A 20,988-nucleotide genomic window follows, 5' to 3' on the forward strand; every position below is an offset into this window, starting at 1 on the left:
ATCCTATGTCATCTACAGAGCGATACTTCGTTCTGGATTTGTCAAAGCTCGCAAAATCGTTCAAGCAGAACGAGAGCTCCCAGCAATCCGACTCATCGCCAGGACTCTGAGTATTAGTGGTTGTCGGTCAGGTCATTCATCATGCGATACGTTTCAGGGCTTGATCCATGGCCATCTCTCCAGTTTGGCGCCTCCTGATCCATGGTCGCACAAAGGGCCTCCCAGTGATCAACCAGGGCATTCCAGATGGGGGACACAGACCTCATCAGATAGAGCTTGTTTGCGAATTCGGGAACCGATTCGAGCAGCAAACGGCAGCGCGCCAAATCAGACGGATCGCGGGGAAAAGCCGCAGGGTCATCTGTGATGCTTTTTACGCCAGAGAACCTAGCGAACATCGCCTCGGAGCTCTTTCCGCGATTGCCTTGCTTAAGCCATTGTTGGGCCTGCTCTGACAGATCGTGCCCATTAGTATGCTGACTGACCTTCTCATCGACTGCGTGCATGATGCCAGGTTCATTGCGCAGTGCCTTAAGCGCCGCTGGTGGGCCGATTACCATGTTTGCGCCCAGTACTGTGGCCAGGGACGTGTCCATGACGCCGTCTTCGTAACGCTGCATCAGGTTGACCATTTCCATAATCGGTACGCTGCCATAGATGATGGTGCAGCCACAGACTTCTTCAACGGTGTACGACGACATACTATGTACCTCTTCTTGCGATATAGCCGTGCGGCTCATCATCGGCGGTAGTCATTGAGTCAAGGCTCTGTTTAAGCGCCTTCATGTCCTTGTAGCAGTATCTGCGTTCCCAGCCCGTTAGGTTGATGCCGACATAGAGGGCCGTTGTGAACATGAGCTTTCCTGTTCCGATGATGGTGCCGTCATCAAGGACGCGTAGGTTTTCGTAATAGTCCTCGCGTTTGATTGCTTCGAGCAGGGACTGAGTATCCATTGCGCACATCCGTTGAAAGAGCCCCTATCCTATTAAACCTTGTTGCCTATGGCTACTACGGGCGGTTGCTCGATTAGAACCCTGCCACCATGCCCATCTCGTCATCAGATCCTTCCAGGTCGTCAAGGTCTTCAAGTTCATCGTTGACGGCCTTGTCAGCCTCGCGCTCAGCCGCCATTGCCATTTCAGCTGCCCTGGAGACGGTAAATGCCTCCACTTGCGCCCACAGTTTCGGATTGGAAAATGGGATTTCGACAGCCTTTTGAAACATCACGAACGAGGGGTCATGGGCGCAAGCAAACACCACGGACACTCGATTTCCCTCGACAGTTACGCTTTGCAGGGAGACATAAGGGGCGAATTCGTATTCTTCTGCCTGGATGATTTCCATGTAAGCGGCTCGAACAGCAGGGTCATCCACGGACAAGGCGCGACGATTCATCATCTGCTGCACTCGCCCGCGAGGCATTTCATTGCGAAGCTCGTAAAAATAAGGAATCAGCAGCTTGCACTGATCTTCCATGTAGTGGGAGATCATCTCTGAGCGCTTGAGCATTTCAGGTGTGTTAACTGTTCGCACGAGTAGCTCAACGCTAAGCTCGGGCTGTGTGACATTCTCGATCATGGAGCGCATGTAGGCGCGGTTATTTGATGTGACCAGTTCCATCGCCACTCTCCTTTGATAGGCATTAATTGACACGGATTATTATTAGACTTGACAGAGAAATCAAGCCCTGTTGTGAGCGTCATTTAAAAATAGCGCGGAGGGGATCGGCCCAATCTCCTAAGGGGTCATGTTTCCATGGAAACACGTAATGGAAAAATAGCGCGCCAAATCACTTATGCTGATCGCCAAAAGGGCATCGGCAGGATCATGTTTCCATGGAAACATGCAATGTTAGATTGAAACTATCAAACAATATGTCAAAAATCAGGGAGAGACTAACAAGCCAGGGCGCAGGCGCCGACAACCTTGACCCGCACCTGAATCGAAGATTGCAGGTGGGGAATGCGGTTGTCATTGTTCAAGCAGTGTGTCGAGCTGCTTATGCTGGCGGCCTTTGGCTAGCTGAATCAATACAACCGTCAGATCTTCTGTGGTGCGAGTATCGGCGTTATGCATGTGATGGCCTCTTTATTCAGTGTCCAAAATACACCCTGGATCATGCGATCCTCCAGCGAATCTTCTTTATCGCCAAGCTGATAAAAATCAAGCTTGAAGATCTGTCGCCAGCTCGCCTGGATGTGCTCATGGTGGGGTGTGGGGAGGGGCTTGGTGCGATAATAGCTCAGCCCTTTCTCAAGCAGAAAATCGTCATAGCGCTCTGCTGCATCCACGCTCATGGCCAAGGGCCAGTAGTTCATGCAGTAGTGCCAATAGTGAAACATTGAGCAGAGTATTTGCTCGGGCGGAATTCGGAATTCAACCAGATAGTGACCTGACTCATGCATGTCTTCAGAGGGTTTTCGATCAGGGGTGCCGCAACTGATCCAGCACCACAGAGGACTGATCCCCTTGGAGGGAGGAGGCAATCCTACCTCTGCCATCACGCCAATCATCCAGGGGTAGGCACTCGAAAAATCCGGATTGACTGATTCCTGTGGGCAGCAGAGTGCCCCATTCTCCTCTAGTACTTGAAATGCCTCAGGCGACAGGAATGTCCAAGCCGTGATCGTGCCGTCCTCATTGAGGTAAGGCTTAACCCCTGACGCTCTGAGTTCAAGCAGCTGTGCATGACTGATATCGCTAAAAATGTCGGTCGCTTTCATCCAAATATTCTTACGACGCGGTTTCGCAGGAGGGCTGCCGAATGAGTGTCTTAACCGCATCCTTGACGGCGTTTACCACCTTCTCCAGATGGATGTAGGTTGGGTTGGCCTTGTAGGGCATGTCGTTCCACCACTGATCACCAAACACTTCATACATGGCATTTTGGTGATGGTGAGGGTTTTCCATATCCTTAATCTCCTCATAGAGCTCACGAGCCTGATGGGCCGTCAGGTCATCGGCTTTACGCAGCTCCAGAACCTTGGCCTTACTGAGGTTGCGCATGGCGTCATGGTCTTCTACTTGGCTCATACAGTGCGTCATGCAGTTGATCATGTAATCGGGACTGCACGTGGCGACAAATTCCGCGACGGTGTCTTTTGGCATCGCATTCCAATAGGCCGAATAGGTTTGGGAATGGGATCTTAAGAAAATAGAGCCTTTTTTTGGCCCAAAATCCTCTAGCACAATCTCAATCGGGTCGACGAGGCCTGGGGCGTCTTCGATAAGGATCTTGGTGACCAGGTTTTTGGTGACCTTCATGAGCGGCTCCATGCTAGCGACTAACCTCGACGGGTTATGATGGCAGGCATGCTAACGATCCTTTGACGACTTGTCAATTAAGCGCATATCACATAAACGAGTTTGTTGTGTAAAGTGAATGGTTTTATTTGTTCTTTATTTCTATTTCTTTTTTATTTTAGTCAGTCTAACTCATTGAAACATAAGAGATTATTCCGCTTAATGTGGTCAAATACCATGTATGAAGTGGACGTTTCGCTTGTTTGATGTGGGCGCAAGCCTTGAGTTATGTGGACACCGTCCTTGCGCAGATGTGGTCAGATGCCTTGTTGGATGTGGACGCCTTGCTTGTGGATAAGTCATGAGCCATGGACATCTGCCTTGTTGTGAAGCTGCACCTACCTTCAAGTATGCCCATTGTGGTCAGATGCCTTGCTCAAGGAGGCTCTGAGCAAGGTATTTGTCCATATTATGGAATGCTGCACGGCGACAACACGGCTAATGTCCATATTAGGGAGGTCTGGCCTATGTGATCATCGATGATGTGGACATATTCCGTGACCACGAACCACGAACCACGAAACACGCGGCCCTGCCAAATGTGGACGGATGGCTTGTTGATCCGAGCAGTGGCGGTGGCGATGGCGTAGATTCCACTCTAAATGTGGTCAGATTCCTTGCCACTGGAGGTCATTATTGGCCCCTAAATATGGACAGATGCCGTGCTAACCTCTTCCAAATAGCTTTATGTGGACAAATGCCTTGTTGTTAAGGCTGATGCACTGGTCGTTTGTAAGCAAAAATCTGGGAACCGCATGAGCCAAAGGTGTAAGGCTCTTGATACTGGGTCTTTTCGGCCCGTATCGGCGGGCACGACCGGTGTTTCCACATGTTAATGTGGTCAAATTCCTTGCATTCTCCTGGCGGCGCGACCGTTTGATCCGTATGACGGAGTGTTGCACGCCTTGCAGGATAAGCAACACGGCATATGTCCATGTTTAGGGCGCTTCAGGGTCATGTGAAGAGGCTATAGCTCGCATTCAGACCAAGGCTAATGTGGACGGACACCTTGTTGTTAAGCCAAATGTGGACATTTACCTGACCCGCCCATCGTTTTTTTTGGTCGTTTCCAGAATAAACCATGGCACCAGGGAACATTCCCGCTAATCTGTGGAACACGTTAACGATGTCCACATCTTTATGGGCGATAGGTTTTTTAGGGCGAAGGGTTTAGGGATGTCAAACCTCCAGGTATACAAATCAAACGATCTGATGACGGCAAGCTACCGACTCTCTGTCGCCGAAAGCCGGATAATTTTGACCTGTATCGCCAAGATCAACCGAGATCCCACCCAGACGGTTACCGATGCGGTGATGTACTCATTTACCGCAAGAGAGTTCGCCGAGCTCAGCGGAATAAGCCTGATGGCTGCCTATTCAGAGCTAAAAGAGGCTATTGATCAGCTGTTCGACAGGCGTATTCGATTTCACATGAAAGACCGGGAGCGCAAAACGCGCTGGATCCAGACGGCTGATTACATTGATGGGGAGGGGAGGGTTGAGCTTCGGTTCTCAAAAGACGTGCTGCCCTATCTGGTCAACCTCCAAGGCAACTTCACCAAATACAACCTCAAGGCTGTGGCCAGGCTATCGAGCGCTCATGCGATACGCCTGTATGAGCTGATCGTAAAAAACCGGTACTCTGGCTTCAAGACCCTGATCTCCATTGACCTCATACGGTTTGGCCTGAACCTTGATGATGCGTATCCTTTGTATGCTGACTTGAGGAAACGGGTGATTGAGCCCGCGATCAAGCAGATCAGTGAGCACAGCGACATCACAATTCATGGGTTTGAGCCAAAGCGTGAAGGCCGGAAGATTGCCGCCATTGAGATCAGTTTTTCGGACAAGCAGGGGTTTGGTGGCGAACCCGTCCAGGAAGACCTTCTGCCAGCAGAAGATAAGCCTAAATATTCCAGATCGCCTCGCAAGAGCCCAAAGGTTAAGGACACCTACAGCGAAGCTGAGATCATGAAGGCAGCGCGGCCTGGTGAATCCAAGGCTGATGTCATCCAAAGGCTGAAGAACGAGGCAGTGCGCAAAGCTGGCTAATGTGGACAACTAGCATGTACGGCTTTGCCTCTGGACTGGTTTGACAATATGTCAATAAGTGGCTAAATTAAACCATCTAATCCTTGTGGTGGGCCTTGTGGCTGCTGTGTATGTTTCATCACCTTCCTATATGCTCCCAGGGCCTCGGGTGATGAGGTATGTCATCTTGGATCGGGTTTGCCCAGCTCGCCTGTTGCACACTCGGGCAAAAAACCTTTCGATTAAGGATCTTCCGCTCAGTCGTTTCAGGCTCGATATTGCCGTTCGCCTGCTAAGGGACTCCTTCATGAACTGGAGGCTAATGCCCGAGTGCTGGCGCTGTCAGCCCGGTGTGCTGGAGTGCAGTATCGAAGAGCTGATTGAGCCAGAGCGGCGCACCTCCGGCAATCTTTTGGTCGACATGATGATTTTCATGCGTGAGGAGGATATCGGATTCTTCAATGGCCAGGAGGAGTACATCAGGCTATTTGGAAATCGGTTTATCGAAGCTGATCGTGAGCTATTTTTGGGTTTGCTTCTGAGTGATCTGGCCAGTCTTGATGACTCCATCGTGGATTTTCGTTCCGCTGTCCGTTTCTACCTCAAAAATCCCGTTTTCCGCTCAGGCCAGCAAGACAATGAGTCCATGTCGTACGTCAGGGGAAACAACACCACGGTTGTTTGCAAGGAAGTGGCAAGGCACATCAGGTATCTGTTTGACTACCATGCCTTCGAAAGCATCGTTAGTTTGCTGACAACGAGTGATCATTGGATGATGATTCACCGAGATTTTCCAGGGTTTGACATCTCCAGGTATCCTGGGGGAAGGCGGTATCTGGTTGAACGTGATTTTCATGTCTAAAGGCAGGTGATTAATGATTAAAGACAACGGGAAAGGTGGATCGTTTAAGCAAGCAGTTAGCGGGGAGGTTGTGTGCCAAAGAGAGGTAGCCAGGCTTTATGCCTTCGCCAATAGAACTGAGCTTGCGAGCGACCTCATAAGCTGGTGGGACGCCGGAATTCTCCCTGAAGACGGGAAGTTTCATGAGCTGGCCAAGCTATGCGGTGCCTATACCGTGAGCGGTGATGGCTATATTGAGGCCGAGCGGCTCATTTCAAAGATGGCGGTGGTAGCTCTGGCCGGTGGTGATTGACATCCTCCCCGCCCTAAAGAGCGGGGATTCCCCCAGCGGGACGCTCATGCCCGAGCGCGAGAATGTTCCTGGCCGCGTTAATATCGCGGTCGTGCGTGACACCACAGGCACATGTCCATTCTCTTATTCCAAGCCCTGCGATACCTTTCGGCCTCGTGCTGGGGAGTGAACCACAGCTCGAACAGGTTTGAGAAGTGTAGGATTCGTTGACGACTTTGAAAACACTGCCTGCGTAAGCGCATTTATAGTCCAGCAGTGTTTTCAATTGGCCCCATCCGGCATCGAGCACGGACATGGCCATCTTGGTCTTGACGAGTTTTTTCGAACTCACATTACCCACAACGATCAGAGCGTGACCCTTGACCAGGTTGGTTGTGAACTTGTGTAGCGCGTCTTTTCTTCGGTTGCGTATCTTTGCATGGGTCGAGCGAACGCGGCCCTTCCGGTTGGCGCGTTGCGCCACCTTCAGCTTTGGCAGGAGATCTCGATAAAAGGAGTAACCATCGGTTCATGGACGAGGTTGATGCCGTACAGGTTGGCGAGGCATGGATTGAGGAGCTCGCTCAACGCTTGGGTGCGACTGCCTGCCATTCACTGCGGTGTGAAACGCCAGGCGGTGTCATTACCATTTGGAAAGATCGTCAATTACTCGCTTACTACCTAGTGGTGAGGGATGATATGAACTGGACACGGCTGGTGCGCCATGATGTGTCGAACGAAACAGATGTTTCCTTTTAATTTAAATTGAGAAATTGCCATGTCCGAAAACCATGAAATCAAGCTCAGTCCCGATGATCAAGCCGTTGTGCTTCGCACCATCAGAGACATCCAGCTAGGCTTGCAGACGCTCGATAAATCGCTTCAGAAAGAAGGCTCCCTTAATCACGAGCTTGCCAGAAATGTACTCTCGGTCACCGAGTACAACATTTCAGAAATTGGCCAGAAGCTGGGTGTCGCGACTGAAACGGAGGCGAAAATCACCAAGCGCCATGCTGACATCCGTGCAGCCAACCTACGTATTCGCGACCTTGAATCCCAGCTTGGGTCAAGCCAGGCTCCAGCTGCGGTGCAAATGAGCCTTGGTGTTCTGACGGAGCGTCTGCATGAGTGGTGGAGGATCAAGGGCTTTGGTCATGTCAGTGAGGAAAGCTTCGGGCGTTACGGCTGCAAGGTGAAGCTTTCTTGCCATCTGTTTGGCGACTTCTCGCCGATCCAATCGGAAACACCTATCTCGGATAAAGACCGCTGGAAGCTATGGCTTGAGCAGCTCAAGGCGCAGGGTTTCATGCTGGGTGGCAACCGTGAAAAAGAAGTCATCGATTGCGATAGCAACCGCATGCTCCTCATTGATCTGATCAGTGACGCTCTTCCGTCGAGCAAAGTCATTTCATTCAGCAATCATTTCTCTGAATCTGGCTTCAAGCTCAGGGATGTAGACATCATCATCTACAAGCTGGATGACATTCTCAATCTGCCACAGATGCCACAGCCGAAAAAAGTTGACGTGTAGGAAAAGGTTGGTCAATATCCGCGAATCAAATAACGGATTGATCGAGTGTCACCATGGCTATCCACACCAGCACGGCCCACGCGCTAATCAACGCCTATCGCAAGACCTTTGCTCTGCTGCAAGGGTATGACGAAGGCTTTCAGCAACCTGCCGAGCAGCACGCTCAAGAGGGCGTCTGGCCACTCGAAGATGCACGCCAGGAGCTTGCTGTACTTCGCACGACGCTGATCGGCTCGGGTGAGGCTACCGAACTGTTCGGCAATGAGCGAGGGGATGCCTTCGAGGCGCTGTGGGGTAATCTTCAAGCCACTGTCTTTGGTTCCGAGGCCTATCCGTCGATTGAATGTCGTGCTGCGCACTTGCTTTATTTTGTGGTCAAAAACCACCCGTTTTCTGACGGCAATAAGCGAAGTGGCGCGTACCTGTTCATTTCTTACCTGCATCGCCAGTGCCCAGTGCCTGGGGCCGTCGAGAGGCGCATCAATCCGTATGCGCTGGCAGCCCTGACGGTACTGGTGGCTGAATCAAAGCCCGATCAGAAAGAGCTTCTGATTGAGTTGATCATTCACATGCTTGAGGGTGTCGGTCAGTGACTGAGGTGAATGATGATAAGCGCAAGGTGCTGACGGTCAATGACCTTTCCGCCTTGCTTGATGCTGCTAAAAAGCAGGGGCATGGGCATAAGAAAATCCGCATCCCAATCGAAGCGGGGCGGGTGACGATGGGTAGCTCGCCCTCTGCGGATGTTTTGGCTATTCATGCAGGGTTTGACTGGAACAGTCAGTCCATGTTTCTTGAGGTTGATCAGCCGCTAGGGGTGGCCGGAGAGAAGCTCGAATCGCTCAAACGCTCAAGTGGCCGCGCTACCGACACGCTGTATCGCCTGGACTCAATCTTCAAGGATGATCGCTACAGCCAGGAGGCAAAATTGGAGTTAATGGGTGAGTGGCTGAAAAAGTTCTGGGCGAAAGAATAATCTTCGCCTGTTCAAACTGAATTAGGAAATGAATCTTATATGAAATATTCAAACTCTCTTGAAAGCTACTGCAAGAGCCCCCTATCCGCCTACAAAATTAATGAAATTGAATCTAAGTTAGCTACTTTGGTATCAAATCACAACAAATTACTTGTCTGGTATGTCGGTGTCATGGCTATGCTCAGCGCTGCGCTTATTACATTTGCCGTTATGGAAAAAGGGCCGACTGGAACATTCGTTGCTACGCCGGTAATCTTGACTGTGGTTATTGTGTGGGCCATTGTCTGGGAATATAAATTTAACCCTGAAAAAAACATGCCCGTTGAAATCATGGGGATAAATTATGCAAAAGTAGAAGGATTCATGGACACCGTTCAGACTCCGGCACTTGAGCAAGTTTCCTCTCCTCTCGGCAAGCAGTTGATTGAAAGCATCAAGAAACAGGAGCGGGAAATGAAAAAATTCGAGTTGATGTTAATCGAAAGCCTTTGCAAATTCTGATATTGAGTCTCTAGCCAGTAGGTGTTGCGATGAATAAAGATGCGGCTTTGGTTGATCTGGACGCTGTTCTCACCGACAAGCAGTGCGACGAGTTCAGGCGTACACGCGGCTCATTTAACACAATGATCCGAACGGTATATCAGGCTGGACGTGATGCTCAGCTCAAAGAGTTGATAGATGAAATTCAAAACATCGGTCGTGGTTGTGCAGACTCTTGCGAAGAGGTTCATGCAATTCATGAGCTTCTGGAAAAATTAATGGAGCAGAGTCCGCTGTTGCGCTCAACCAATGGCGGTGATGAGGCATAACGCTTGATGGTTCAGGTTTTGTAACGGCTACGGGCAAAAGGGAAGATCATATGAATCAAGATGCACCTAGTCAGGGATCCATGGAAAGCATCTTGAATGGCTTCATGGAAAGTGGTGACGCCCAGAGCTTTATGGCCATGGCTCTGCGTATCAAGCAATCAGCCATCGCCATGATCGAGCACAACGCGATTTCCGATGCAATCAGCTGCCTTGATGAATACAAGCTTTACCTCAGAAGCCATCAGTCGGGCGATGCAGGATTCAATGAGCGCGTCATTTCACTCTATCCAGTGAATGAATCCTGTACCTACAGAATGCTGGGGCAATCGGATACGCTAGATCAATTCATATTAAGCAAAAAGACAGACATCAGCTCAATGGTTGAGATGAGAAAGCCGCCGTATGCCGAGCTTTTTCGACACGCCTTGCTGAAAAGCGATTCTGCCCTGTTCAACCTATTGCTTGGAGAAATGCTTGCGTCCATCGACACGATGCCACGTAATAGCTCTTATACGCATGCTGTTGGGCGAATTCTTGTCGCCCTCACTTACTCAATTGGTAGTACAGAAAAGACACCATTAGCCGTAAAGGTAAATCCAGAATTCGACAGCATTCTGTCTGCCGAGGTAAGGACTGATTCTGACCACGGCGTGCGATGGAGCACACTCTCCAGGATGGTTGAGTTTGGCTTTGCGCGGACTGTCAGATCCTGCCTGGTCAGCGGTCGCGCAAAGAGCCAAGAGGCTAATGACGATCCGTATCTTCAGAATATTCTTTCCGTATTCGAAGGGGAAAGTCCATTCACTGTGTTCTCTGCCATGGCCTTGGTCAGGGTTCATTCCAGGCGCGACAAGCACCAGCTTGCCTTTATTAAAACCCTATTGGGTGATAGCCGATTTGATTTCGAGCGATTCATTGAGCTCAGCGCTACCGCTAATCAGTTCAGGGCTTTTGGGCTCGTAGCCATGAACCCACGTCTGGGTTTTCATCATCTAGCGTATTTTGGGAAATGGCTCAGCCCTGAGCACCTGACCACGGAGCTTGAGCGCAAACGCGCAGGGTGGTTGGTCAGACAGGTTTGCGCCGCTGAAACAGAAGCCTATATCGACGGCAAGCTGTGTGTAACCGGTATGCGCATGAAAAATAGGAATGAGCCCGTGCTCACCTATGTGAAGAAGATGTTGAACGATACCGGGATACATCCAGGTTTTCATCAATTCGCGGATATCATCAAACGAGATGCCCTGAGCGTCGACCTGAATATTTAACGAATATTAATTCTAGCGCAGGCGTTCAGGGTCATTTGATACGATATTCATGATTATATCGAATGGCTTGTGCACACGACTCCATACAATCCTTGGGATGTGTAACTCGGCTTTAGTCTCAATCAGTTGGGCATAGTGAACTCGAAGCTCTTCAAGTCGGTCTGAGCCGACAAGCGTGATGCCATCTCTTGGGAATGAAAAACCAAAATCTTCCTCTATTTCATTGAGGTCTGACTCGGTCATCCATGGGCTAATGATGTAGCACTGGCTCAAATCAATGCCATGATCAAGGGCTTTGAAGATCTTGCCGCGAAGCCTGGCGTGATTGTCGTCGAGCGCATGGATAATGCAGGCCTGCGTTGGCTTAATGGCGTCCGTTGAACGATAGGAGTGCAGGGTTGTTGCGGCTTCACCTGCATTTGGAATGAGCATCACATGCTGCCACAAAACGATCCAGAATGCCTTATCGATTCCTAGTTTTTCAACAAAGCCTAGTCCAAACGTGTCGGTGTCGATGTAATCCATTACAACAAGGGTCTTTTCTGGTGAAATAAATTGGAGTAAACAGTTTGCTTTATCATTGCCCATCTGAATTAAATCAGATTCTACAAGGTGTTGTTTAATCTCGTTCATAATACACACTTATGGATGTTTTATATCCATTGTAGTATATTGCCATGAGTTTAACTATAACAAGAAGGCAGTATCATGATTGGCGCAATCATTGGCGACATCGTTGGCTCTTATTGGGAGTTTCGTGAGGAAAAGGTTGGTAAGGATGAGATCATTGACTTGTTCCGAGTCGAGTCGACTATCACCGATGACTCAATCATGACGGTGGCGACTGCTGAAGCTATCCTCTTCAAAGCCTTCTACTCAAGCTCTTACCAGCGTTACTGCCGAAGCTTTCCTACCTACGGATATGGCCCAAGCTTCATGGAGTGGGCTCATACCAATAGCAGCTACCTTAAAGAAAGCCATAGCTGGGGAAATGGCTCGGCCATGCGTGTCTCACCCATTGGCTGGGCGTTCAACAGCCCGCAGCGCGTGATGATGGAGGCTCAGCAGAGTGCGTGTGTAACGCACTGCCACCCTGAAGGCATAAAAGGCGCTCAGGCCACGGCTATGGCTGTCTACATGGCGCGCACGGGTTCGTCGAAGGCCGAGATCATGGAGTTCATGCAGGATTGGTTCGAATACGACCTGGATCTCAATCTTGACACGCTTCATGAAGAGTACGTCTTCGATGTCTCCTGCCAGGGGACTGTTCCGGTCGCATTGGCCTGTGTGCTGCAAGCAGACAGCTTTGAGCAGACGCTGCGCAATGGCCTTTATGTAGGCGGTGATAGCGATACGCTGCTGGCGATTGCTGGTGCCATTGCAGAACCGCTTTATGGGGTGCCAGAAGACCTTCGAAAGAAGGCTGAGACCATCGTTCATTCGCATAGCCCAGCGCTACTTGGAATGATTCATGAGTTTGAAAAAAATTACGGGAAGGGTAAAACTGCCGCGAGTAATCCTGATTCAATTATCGATGTTTTGCTGAAACTAATCAGGCGTAAGTGATAAGCTAAAAACAAAGAGAGGTTTATCATGACTAATGATGCACTGGATGGAAGAAATAACTTATATACGCTCATCATGGATTGGAAAGATTTCGATAGAGCTGTCGAGATGTTCGAAAGCATGCACAAAGATGGCGGAACACCCATTCAGCCAAATGGCACGTCTGAATGCCAGAGAATGTTGATCAGGCTTAGCCTCCTCAGGCCTGTAAAAGTGCCGATTGAGTACTTCAAGATTCCGATGAGGGATAATCGGCTAGCTATCTTGTTTGTAATGCTTAAGTTAATGATGCAAGAGCATCGAAATGAGATTACTGACGAGCGCGCCAATATTACTCTCGATACGATAGCCCAGGGATGCTTGAGCATCGTTCCTGAAAGTCTCAAGGCGGCAGCGACCAAAGAATTTTATGAGCACGCGCTTAGAAAAGGCTTTCCTCAAAAAGTTTTTTTGAATTCAGATCGCCCAAAAGAGTTAAAGCGACTCGCGGCAGAAAGTGGCCTAGATATTTAAACCGAAAAACAGAAAAAGTTTTCGAAATGAATACGAAATTAGATCGCGTCGGGCATGACGAAATAGAAAGATTCGAAGAACTTGTGGATAGCAAAATGTGGGATGAGGCCAAAGAGCTTTTCATTTCTATTCACAAGGGCGGGGAAAATCCGCTGGTGCTTTGCCATAACACGAGAGTCAGGCTTTTGGAGTTGAGTCTTAATAGGGATGTGAACATTCCATCTGAATATTTAGCGCTATCGACAAAGGGACATTCAATAAGGGTTGCGCTAAAAGTTATTAAGTCCGAGATGGATCGAGATCCGACAATATCTGATGAGCGAGCCCTCGCGACACTGGATTTGATGGCCAAGGCGTGCTCGGAATTTCACGCCGAAAAAGCCAGATCATCAGCTTCTTTTGCTGTAATTAAACTAGCCCTGGAAGTAGGCTTTCCAGTAGACACTTTTCGCCGGGCTGGACGATTTCATGAGATCAAGCGTCATATGGTTGAGGTCGGTTTTGGTATTTAAGGTGGCAATCAGTGTAAGGTGACCGCCTCAGCCTTCTCAGCCATGGCGTCATCCACCATTTCGTTGACAGGCACAGTCAGTGAAAACTCGATACTGACCAGGGCGTCTCCGATATGAGGGAGCGTGAAGTTTGCAAGCCCCATATTTCCCTTGATGAAAATCTCGCTCATGAACAGCAAATCTTGGATGCTCTCTCGGTTTGACCGCAGGTATTTGCGACCTGCTGTGCACGTTGAGGTGATCGATTCGTTGATCATGACATAGAGGCTGTCTGGCATTTTCCCAGCTTCCATTTCATCTCGTGATTCGACTTGAAATTCCTCCGCCTCCTTGATTGTTTTTCTCAGGTTTTTTCTAACCTGGGCGAGATCAAAACCTTGGGCAGCATCGTACAGCGCTCCGACCATTTCAGAGCTGGTCGCGCTCATGAATTTTGCAATGGAGTAGGCCCGCTTGAACTGGTTAAGCCCACCTTCAAGTTGGACGTCAACCTCGATGTCAGCATCAATTTCACATGGATTTTCAATCGCGAATTGAAAGCTATTGGTTTCGTCATCGTAAGCAAGTTGCATATCGAGTCCTCATGGCATTGGAGAATCATGCTGTTTAGTCAGATGAATGTCAATTAATTCAAATGGCTATGGTGCTTTTGGCGACGCAGCCTGGCTTCGCTCCAGTCTTTTTCTTTCGCGTTCGTTTTGTGCATGGTTGTGCAAAATGTCATCAATGCGGTATTTTTCGATTGTGTGCATGACTGAAAGACCGCGCAAACGCCAGCGTAACGACTTTGCGAAAATGATGGGATTGTCCGCCATTTCATTGAGAATGACGAGCGCCTCGTCACCTTCAAGCTGTTTGCACAACTGGTCGAGCGACTGATTGGAAAAGGTGTCGCGCCCACTGGTCAGCTGACAGTACTCATCAAAGGTAACAGGGGTGAGAAAGCGGTTTATCTTCTCGGCTTTCTTGCGATTGATGAGCTCCTGTTCAGCGAGCGCGGTTGCAGGGTAGGCTGGCCAGTCTGGGAGCAGCGGCCTGGCCTCTCGATCCACCTTGTAGCGCTTTCCCGTAAGGTCAAGGCTTTCACTGATCCAGTCATCGAGCATCAGTAGGAATGAAGCCCTTCCCAGGTGGCTGGCGCCGCGTGGACAGTTGATGCTTATCCCATTCTCATGAGTCATCCATTGATTGATTACGGCGATCTGAGCAAGCTCTGGGGGCCATGATCCGTGTATGTGTAGCGTGCATACCGAGCCAAGTGGGTGTTCGCTGCCCTTGTTGTAGCGAATGACAGGGTTTCCCCGCTGCCTGAACGCCTGGAAGTAGGGGAAGGCCTGTGGGTCATAAGCTTCGAGTGATAAGCGATCAGACAGCCTCCATGTTGGCGTGGTGTCAGGAACCCTGAAGTACTCCCTCCATGCCTTGTCGTGCCGAAAGAACAGAAGCGATTTTCTGATTTGATCAGTGTTTGGCCTGGTTGCGTCAAACAACAGCTTGTAGCGGTTTTTTTCACCATCTCTTACATCGACGCAAAAAAGCGGCACTGAATGAGAGTAATCATTTCCAGATGAAATGATCTCGGCCCTGAAGCCATCAGGGCCCCTGAGTTTTTTCGGTAATTTAATGTCCATGGTTTTTACCTAATACCGAACGAGAACACGTCCCTTAAGCTTCTGGATTTTTCAGTTCTTATGGAGGGCTGATCTGCCTGTTGCAGTCCACTCACCATGTGGTCTGCCGGTAGTTGGTCATTTCCGTGAACCTGCGCCAGCATCTGCTTGACCCGATCCTCGGCGCCTCGGATTTTCTCGGCGGCGATCTCATCACCTGGCGGCGTTAGCGTTTCTGCCAGAACTTTCGGAAGCGCATCGCGAAGGATCATTGATCCATGGGCTTTGGCAAAGTACTGGTGCCAATTCTCTATGCCTTTTCTGGCGGCCTTTAGGCTAGGCGCATCACCCGTCAAATCACCTTCGTACATGGACAGGATTACCGCAAGGTTCTGGCTTTTTCTGTCGTTGTACTCTTGAAAATCTTTCAGCTGTTGGTCACCCAGTTGGGCACCGCCTTCTACAAGCTGGTTCTGTTGCTTAAGAACAGTTTGCTTGAGCGCAAAAAGAAACGTCACATCTGACAGATTGGTCAGTTCACGGGCAGGCATCATTGTTCCAGCGAACTCTCGGAACAGGTGGATCTCTGCGAGAAGCTGCTTATCCATCTCTGTCTGGAAACTCTGATTGACGATGTAGGCCTCGTTCTCAAGGCCCCCGGCATACCAGTCTTTCATGATGTGCCTGGCGCCAATCGAATGTGGATCAACCATGCCGTTTTCATCCATGAACTGTTTTTTGAAAAGCTCATTCGATAGCACAGCGATGGCTTCATACGACTGACCCATGAGGTGCTTGGGATTGATCTCATTGACAATCGCGGTTACCGAATTGGCTGTCGCATGGGTTGGGTCATACATCAGGGCGCGCATTGGCAAAATGGCTTTTTCAAGCACAGTCCAGTCACCCGTCTTGCTGGCACCCAGGAGTGCCGCAGAGAGGTCGGCGTGAACCTCGCGGATCGACATTTCAAGAGCGGACAGGGGCGTTATGTACTTACTGGTCGCGGGATCCTTGGCGAGGTCAACGAGCTTGGTCAGGCTTGAGTAGTTGTCATGGTTCAGGCAGTGGCTCATCTCGTGAGTCAGTACGTAGTACATATACGCAGATCGGTCTACGAGGCTCAGCACGCCTGATTGATCAGGCCGCATGTTCACCTGGTATGGCTTGCCCGTTTCCTCTGTATCGACAAACAGCACACAGGCTGCCTGCCCTTTGTACAAGCCGTTGATGGCGAAGTTCTCGCCCATGTGCGCCTTGTACGACAGGGTGTCTTGAGCGTTCATGGCATGGTGGGGTAGAAGCTTCACCTCCCGGCCCATGACGTTATTGGCCCTAAAGCTCATAAGCCTATCCAGGCTTTCATCGAAGCTTTCAAAGGCAGTCGCAGTCAGTGCGGTTTCTTGGGGTGATGGCGACTGCGCCTGAGCACCAAGCGGGGTCATCAAGAGGCTTGAGCCGACAATAACGGCGGTAGCCAAGAAGCGCGACACGTTTTTTATAATCATTATTTTAGCCTGCTGGTTCTCACTTTATGGTAGGCATTGAGGATGAATTTCGTCAAAGGGAATGTTAATGCGGATAATTGACAAAATGCCGGAATAGGTTAGTATTTTGCTGAATTGAACTATGGGGTAAGCGTAAAATGGAAGTACTGGTTTTTGGCTTGGGGACTAAAGAGCAATTTGCTGTTGATGTGCTCAGCGTGCGCGAAATCATGCCCATCGGCAAGCTCACCAGGATCCCCGGCGCATCTCAACAGGTCAGCGGCTGTATGAACGTTCGAGGCCAGACTGTCCCGGTGATGGATTTGTGCAAAGCGCTGCTAAAGGAGCCCAATGAAAGAACCTCAAGCATGGCCATCATCCTTGATCGGCAGGAGCATTTTGCACTGGCGGTATCATCTGTTGATAGGATCATGAAGCTGAACCAGGATCAGCTTGATAGTCTTCAAAAAGTCACGTCGGGAGGGCTCATTGAGGGGGTGATCAATGACCCGGATGGCATGGTTCAGATGCTGGATCCTGAGCGAATCATTGCCAAGGCCGTGGCGTGAGACGTCCAGCATTCTAAAACGACAATATTGATTGCCAATGGCAAGGTTAAAATATATGAATGAGCTAGAACAACGATTTACGATTCGAAAAAATGAGCGTGGCGGTCGGCTGCCGTGGTCAGTTGTAGATACCCTGAGTCCTGATGCTCCGCTTCCGATCTTCCCAAGCAAGAAAAAGGCGAAAATCTATGCGTGCCGGATGCTTCTGGCTGATCACCAGGATATTTTTGCAGAGTCTTACCGAGCGATGTGTCGAGAGCAGGGCGATGAGTACACCTTCCGAGATTCCCTTGATGCCTTGATTCATATGGCAACCTATACGCCTGACATGTTCATCGCATTGCTGCCAGGCCTTCGTGAGCGGGGAGAGGGCATCAACACCTACGAAATCGAGTTCATTGACCAATAAAGCCGCGCAAGCCCATGGATTCATCCATGGGGTCTAGCGGCTTGCATTATTCTGATCTTAATTGTATAATGCAGCCATGTCCGAATACAAGCTACGCTATAAGCACAAGAATAATGTGGTGTACTCATGCAAGTACCACGTTGTATGGTGCCCCAAGTACCGTCGACCTGTTTTGGTTGATGGCGCTGATGCTCGGCTAAAAGAGATTATACAGATTGTCTGTGTAGAGCTTGAATGTGAAGTGATTGAGCTTGAAGTGATGCCTGATCACGTCCATCTGCTGGTTGAGGTCGACCCTCAATTTGGCATTCATCGTCTGGTGAAGCAGATCAAGGGACGGTCATCCCGCATTCTGCGCTCCGAATTTCGCTTTATAAAATCCCGGTTGCCCTCGCTTTGGACGAATAGCTATTTCGTTTCCACTGTCGGTGGTGCGCCGCTGGAAGTGATAAAGCAGTACATCGAGCAGCAGAAAAGCGTATGAAGAAAGCCTCAACCGCAAGCTTTGTCATCACCCTGCCGCTCGTGACCAAAGGTCGCGATGTCGCAGTGATGCGAAAACGGTTTGAGGCAGCCAGGCGGCTCTATAACGCCCTGCTGTCAGAAGGCTTACGCAGGCTCAACGCTATGCGACGAGACTCCGAATGGAAAGCATTGCAGGGGTTCCCGAAAGCCGAGGACAAGAGGGCGGGCTATAAGGCGCTTCGGGAGAAATACGCCTTCTCGGAATATGAGCTTTCAGCGTTCGGCACTGCGCTTAAAAACAGGCTATGGAAGGATCATCTGGGCGCCCATGAGCCACAGACCCTGGCTAAACGGGTGTTTTCATCCCTGGAGCAATACAGCTTCAAGAAGCGGGGCCTGCCCCGCTTCAAGGGCCGCAAGCGGCCCCTGCATTCGATAGAAGGTAAAAGCGCGGCGTCTGCTATACGCTATCAGCCAGAAACCGCCTGCCTGTATTGGGCAGGCCTTTTGATGCCTGTCTTATTACCCAGGGCGGGGAAAGATCCATACCTCGATGAAGCGCTCCATAAAAGAGTCAAATTCGCTCGGGTGCTCTGGCGTAACATCAAGGGCAAGCAGCGATTTTTCGCTCAGTTAACCCTGGAAGGCATTGCTCCAGCCACCTGCCAATCAGTGAATGCTCTAGGAGGCCTCGATATCGGCCCTTCAACCGTAGCCAGCTTCAGTGATTCAGGGGCCTCCCTTCACCGGTTTTGCCCTGGTGTCGAGCCATGCACCAAAGAGCTACGGCGCTTGCAGCGCAAGGCTGATCGTTCGCTGAGGGTCACAAACCCCCATGCCTTCGATGATAAAGGTCGCTGGATCAGAGGACAGAAAGTCCAAAGCTCCAAGCGCCTACAGCGCTTAAGAATCCAGATCGCTAATAGTGAGCGAAAGCTACAGGCGCGCCGCAAGAATGAACATGGTCAGCTTGTGAACGAGCTGCTCAGTCAGGCCAATACCTGGCAGATCGAGAAATTGTCATATCGAGCCTTCCAGAAGAGTTTTGGAAAGTCCGTAAAAAACCGGGCTCCGGGTTATTTTGTTGATCACCTGAAGCGCAAGGCTGAAAGTGCTGGCGGCAAGGTGGTTGAACTGGATACCTGGAAGCTCAAGATGTCGCAATACGACCACTGCACTGAAACCTTCAGGAAGAAACCGCTTTCACTTCGCTGGCATACGCTTGGCGATGGAAGCGGGTTAATCCAGAGGGATATCTATTCAGCGCTGTTGGCGTATTGCACTGATGGAAAAAGCCATAGTCCATCCAGCATCACTCTGATGCTGGCGGCTCAGGAGTCTGTGCTGCGGCGTACCGGTCTATGGAAAAATCAATCTGCGAGCGTGGTGGCAAATGCTACTGCCCCGGCGCAAGCCGGCAGAGCGGATGGTACGTAAAGAAGGGTTGCCTGCGGATACAGCAAGCTTGAGCTTGAAACCCCGCAGAATTCACCTTCGGAACCCCCTGGATTTATCCATGGGGAGACTCAGTGATGGCTGTCTATGTTGATGACATGAAGGCCCAATTTGGCTCCATGGTGATGTGTCACATGCTTGCTGATACAGACGAGGAGCTTCAGGAGATGGCTGACAGAATTGGCGTATCCAGGCGCTGGCACCAGTATCCAGGCACGCCAAAGAGCCACTACGACATTGCCATTAGCAAGCGTGCGCTTGCGGTCAAGGCTGGGGCAGTCGAGATCACCATGGGTCAAACAGGGGAGATCGTGCGAGCCAAGCGTGAAGGCAAGCCGGTGAGCTCGCTGGGAATCGGATTGATCGGCAATACGCCAGATCTTTTCCAATAGCACCACGAGCCTATTGGCTTGGGGCTGGATCAGCAGGTGCTTTTTGCTGAGGCTTGTCGAGCACCTTGAGCAAGGCGCTGTCAAAGCCAAGGCTGGTTTTACCTTAGTTGGAGAACTCAATCGCTCGTTTGAGCGTATTGTTGACCGGCTTTATTTCATGGGCATCGGCCCTGCGTTCCCCAAAGGGTCGAGAGCGTCACCGGTATTCTCGGTGCTGCGTAGGAACTTTGGCCTTTCGCAGCCTGCTCATCCTTTCGGTGAGTCAGTTTTAACACCATGGCCCAATAACGGGCCGCAATATTGTAGCTGGCATTCAAGTCACAGTTGTATGTTTTGCCTGTGCTGAAGGTCGCTAGCTCATACTGTTTGGGGTCGCGCTTGAGTTTTAAGAGCCATCGTACGCCCCAGGTGCAGATCAAGGTTGTCGGGTCGATGAAATGGAGTATTTTTAGACTTTCGCACGAAAGGCGCTTGGCCCTTGCCCATGTCTTAAAACAAAGGGTTTCTTTTTATCGCCCAACTCGTAAAACTTAATCAGTCATGTCGGTGAGGATGTCAAACTAGATAATGTTTATGGTATCTTGTATGAAATAGCGGGGCATAGTAATGATTAAACATGCGGATTGGCTTTTAATAATAGTACTCTGGCTAAACTGGTTAGGGTCGTACAGCTTTGCGCTAGATCAAAATACCGCCGATATTCAAATGACGACATCAACCTACCCAGCCAGTCTTGATTTCAACCCAGGTGGCAGAGGTTGTTCAAATGGGCAGATGTGGGATGTTGTCATGGGTAAATGCACAACAGCCAGGGCGCTAGGAACAAGCACATCGTCATGCTCTTGTTCTTGCCCATCAGGATATTCTGGTTACTGTTCAAGTTCCAGGACGGGAACGATTTATGGATGGCTAATTCCACCTACAGGTGCTCAGCAAACGAGTAGCATATCTTGGGGCT

General features: G+C 50.1%; 27 protein-coding genes and 1 pseudogene. 18 read left to right on the forward strand and 10 right to left on the reverse strand.

Features of this window, described 5'->3' with window-relative positions; translation table 11 throughout:
• Positions 1 to 113: 113 nt before the first annotated feature.
• From P5704_026815 to P5704_026835, 5 genes are all read right to left on the reverse strand, one after another.
• Positions 114 to 701 (reverse strand): hypothetical protein, encoded by a 588-nt coding sequence (locus tag P5704_026815; protein WOF81513.1) that lies wholly within the window; start codon positions 699 to 701, stop codon positions 114 to 116.
• Position 702: 1 nt separating this feature from the next.
• Complete coding sequence (locus tag P5704_026820; protein WOF81514.1) at positions 703 to 954, reverse strand: hypothetical protein; 252 nt, start codon at positions 952 to 954, stop codon at positions 703 to 705.
• A gap of 73 nt (positions 955 to 1,027) precedes the next feature.
• Positions 1,028 to 1,621 (reverse strand): hypothetical protein, encoded by a 594-nt coding sequence (locus tag P5704_026825; protein ID WOF81515.1) that lies wholly within the window; start codon positions 1,619 to 1,621, stop codon positions 1,028 to 1,030.
• Positions 1,622 to 2,040: 419 nt separating this feature from the next.
• On the reverse strand, positions 2,041 to 2,724 hold the full coding sequence (locus P5704_026830) for a DUF3841 domain-containing protein (GenBank protein WOF81516.1): 684 nt from the start codon (positions 2,722 to 2,724) through the stop codon (positions 2,041 to 2,043).
• 10 nt (positions 2,725 to 2,734) lie between these two features.
• The gene (locus P5704_026835; GenBank protein WOF81517.1) at positions 2,735 to 3,265 is read right to left on the reverse strand and encodes a hypothetical protein; all 531 of its coding nucleotides are present in this window, start codon (positions 3,263 to 3,265) and stop codon (positions 2,735 to 2,737) included.
• Positions 3,266 to 4,480: 1,215 nt separating this feature from the next.
• On the opposite strand from P5704_026835, the gene P5704_026840 reads away from it, so the two are divergent.
• The 3 genes from P5704_026840 (at position 4,481) to P5704_026850 (ending at position 6,489) form a co-directional block, all read left to right on the forward strand.
• A complete protein-coding gene (locus P5704_026840) occupies positions 4,481 to 5,356 on the forward strand; it encodes a RepB family plasmid replication initiator protein (GenBank protein ID WOF81518.1) in 876 nt (291 codons plus the stop codon).
• Positions 5,357 to 5,642: 286 nt separating this feature from the next.
• The gene (locus P5704_026845) at positions 5,643 to 6,197 is read left to right on the forward strand and encodes a hypothetical protein (GenBank protein ID WOF81519.1); all 555 of its coding nucleotides are present in this window, start codon (positions 5,643 to 5,645) and stop codon (positions 6,195 to 6,197) included.
• Positions 6,198 to 6,210: 13 nt separating this feature from the next.
• Positions 6,211 to 6,489 (forward strand): hypothetical protein, encoded by a 279-nt coding sequence (locus tag P5704_026850; GenBank protein ID WOF81520.1) that lies wholly within the window; start codon positions 6,211 to 6,213, stop codon positions 6,487 to 6,489.
• Between the two features lie 13 nt (positions 6,490 to 6,502).
• Here the strand turns inward: P5704_026850 and P5704_026855 are convergent.
• A pseudogene (locus P5704_026855) lies at positions 6,503 to 6,982 on the reverse strand (transposase).
• 17 nt (positions 6,983 to 6,999) lie between these two features.
• Between P5704_026855 and P5704_026860 the strand changes: the two are divergent.
• Genes P5704_026860 through P5704_026890 form a run of 7 tightly spaced genes read left to right on the forward strand, consistent with a single transcriptional unit; the run spans position 7,000 to position 11,052 of the window.
• Positions 7,000 to 7,227 (forward strand): hypothetical protein, encoded by a 228-nt coding sequence (locus P5704_026860; protein ID WOF81521.1) that lies wholly within the window; start codon positions 7,000 to 7,002, stop codon positions 7,225 to 7,227.
• A gap of 19 nt (positions 7,228 to 7,246) precedes the next feature.
• Positions 7,247 to 7,999, forward strand: coding sequence for a hypothetical protein (locus P5704_026865; GenBank protein WOF81522.1), 753 nt, complete (start codon positions 7,247 to 7,249; stop codon positions 7,997 to 7,999).
• Positions 8,000 to 8,052: 53 nt separating this feature from the next.
• Positions 8,053 to 8,592 carry a Fic family protein gene (locus P5704_026870; GenBank protein ID WOF81523.1) on the forward strand — a complete coding sequence of 180 codons (540 nt, stop codon included), beginning with the start codon at positions 8,053 to 8,055 and terminating at the stop codon, positions 8,590 to 8,592.
• Complete coding sequence (locus tag P5704_026875) at positions 8,589 to 8,975, forward strand: hypothetical protein (GenBank protein WOF81524.1); 387 nt, start codon at positions 8,589 to 8,591, stop codon at positions 8,973 to 8,975. Before P5704_026870 ends, P5704_026875 begins: the two co-directional genes overlap by 4 nt.
• Positions 8,976 to 9,014: 39 nt before the next feature.
• Positions 9,015 to 9,476, forward strand: coding sequence for a hypothetical protein (locus tag P5704_026880; protein ID WOF81525.1), 462 nt, complete (start codon positions 9,015 to 9,017; stop codon positions 9,474 to 9,476).
• Positions 9,477 to 9,505: 29 nt separating this feature from the next.
• Positions 9,506 to 9,784 (forward strand): hypothetical protein, encoded by a 279-nt coding sequence (locus P5704_026885; GenBank protein WOF81526.1) that lies wholly within the window; start codon positions 9,506 to 9,508, stop codon positions 9,782 to 9,784.
• A gap of 50 nt (positions 9,785 to 9,834) precedes the next feature.
• Entirely contained in the window at positions 9,835 to 11,052 is a 1,218-nt protein-coding gene (locus tag P5704_026890) for a hypothetical protein (protein WOF81527.1), read from the forward strand.
• Between the two features lie 12 nt (positions 11,053 to 11,064).
• Here P5704_026890 and P5704_026895 read toward each other — a convergent pair whose 3' ends face one another.
• On the reverse strand, positions 11,065 to 11,685 hold the full coding sequence (locus tag P5704_026895) for a hypothetical protein (protein WOF81528.1): 621 nt from the start codon (positions 11,683 to 11,685) through the stop codon (positions 11,065 to 11,067).
• A 75-nt stretch (positions 11,686 to 11,760) separates the two neighbouring features.
• Between P5704_026895 and P5704_026900 the strand changes: the two genes are divergently transcribed.
• From P5704_026900 to P5704_026910, 3 genes are read left to right on the forward strand one after another with little or no spacing between them, the layout of a single operon-like run.
• The gene (locus tag P5704_026900) at positions 11,761 to 12,618 is read left to right on the forward strand and encodes an ADP-ribosylglycohydrolase family protein (protein ID WOF81529.1); all 858 of its coding nucleotides are present in this window, start codon (positions 11,761 to 11,763) and stop codon (positions 12,616 to 12,618) included.
• Between the two features lie 27 nt (positions 12,619 to 12,645).
• Positions 12,646 to 13,131: a hypothetical protein gene (locus P5704_026905; GenBank protein WOF81530.1), complete on the forward strand. Its 486-nt coding sequence runs from the start codon at positions 12,646 to 12,648 to the stop codon at positions 13,129 to 13,131.
• 26 nt (positions 13,132 to 13,157) lie between these two features.
• The gene (locus P5704_026910) at positions 13,158 to 13,643 is read left to right on the forward strand and encodes a hypothetical protein (protein ID WOF81531.1); all 486 of its coding nucleotides are present in this window, start codon (positions 13,158 to 13,160) and stop codon (positions 13,641 to 13,643) included.
• Positions 13,644 to 13,651: 8 nt separating this feature from the next.
• Here P5704_026910 and P5704_026915 read toward each other — a convergent pair whose 3' ends face one another.
• The 3 genes from P5704_026915 to P5704_026925 form a co-directional block, all read right to left on the reverse strand.
• Positions 13,652 to 14,215 (reverse strand): hypothetical protein, encoded by a 564-nt coding sequence (locus P5704_026915; GenBank protein WOF81532.1) that lies wholly within the window; start codon positions 14,213 to 14,215, stop codon positions 13,652 to 13,654.
• A 66-nt stretch (positions 14,216 to 14,281) separates the two neighbouring features.
• Positions 14,282 to 15,274, reverse strand: a complete 993-nt coding sequence (locus P5704_026920) for a hypothetical protein (GenBank protein ID WOF81533.1) — start codon at positions 15,272 to 15,274, stop codon at positions 14,282 to 14,284.
• A gap of 5 nt (positions 15,275 to 15,279) precedes the next feature.
• Positions 15,280 to 16,761: a hypothetical protein gene (locus P5704_026925; protein WOF81534.1), complete on the reverse strand. Its 1,482-nt coding sequence runs from the start codon at positions 16,759 to 16,761 to the stop codon at positions 15,280 to 15,282.
• A 137-nt stretch (positions 16,762 to 16,898) separates the two neighbouring features.
• Here P5704_026925 and P5704_026930 point away from each other — a divergent pair, with 137 nt between their 5' ends.
• From P5704_026930 to P5704_026950, 5 genes are all read left to right on the forward strand, one after another.
• Positions 16,899 to 17,309: a chemotaxis protein CheW gene (locus P5704_026930; protein ID WOF81535.1), complete on the forward strand. Its 411-nt coding sequence runs from the start codon at positions 16,899 to 16,901 to the stop codon at positions 17,307 to 17,309.
• A 55-nt stretch (positions 17,310 to 17,364) separates the two neighbouring features.
• Positions 17,365 to 17,718: a hypothetical protein gene (locus P5704_026935; protein ID WOF81536.1), complete on the forward strand. Its 354-nt coding sequence runs from the start codon at positions 17,365 to 17,367 to the stop codon at positions 17,716 to 17,718.
• Between the two features lie 76 nt (positions 17,719 to 17,794).
• Positions 17,795 to 18,202 (forward strand): IS200/IS605 family transposase, encoded by a 408-nt coding sequence (gene tnpA / locus P5704_026940; GenBank protein WOF81537.1) that lies wholly within the window; start codon positions 17,795 to 17,797, stop codon positions 18,200 to 18,202.
• A complete protein-coding gene (locus P5704_026945) occupies positions 18,199 to 19,620 on the forward strand; it encodes a transposase (protein ID WOF81538.1) in 1,422 nt (473 codons plus the stop codon). Before tnpA ends, P5704_026945 begins: the two co-directional genes overlap by 4 nt.
• Positions 19,621 to 19,715: 95 nt before the next feature.
• Entirely contained in the window at positions 19,716 to 20,030 is a 315-nt protein-coding gene (locus tag P5704_026950; GenBank protein ID WOF81539.1) for a DUF4031 domain-containing protein, read from the forward strand.
• Positions 20,031 to 20,988 lie beyond the last annotated feature (958 nt).

The sequence above is a fragment of the Pseudomonas sp. FeN3W genome (assembly GCA_030263805.2).
Classification (GTDB): Bacteria; Pseudomonadota; Gammaproteobacteria; order Pseudomonadales; family Pseudomonadaceae; genus Stutzerimonas; species Stutzerimonas stutzeri_G.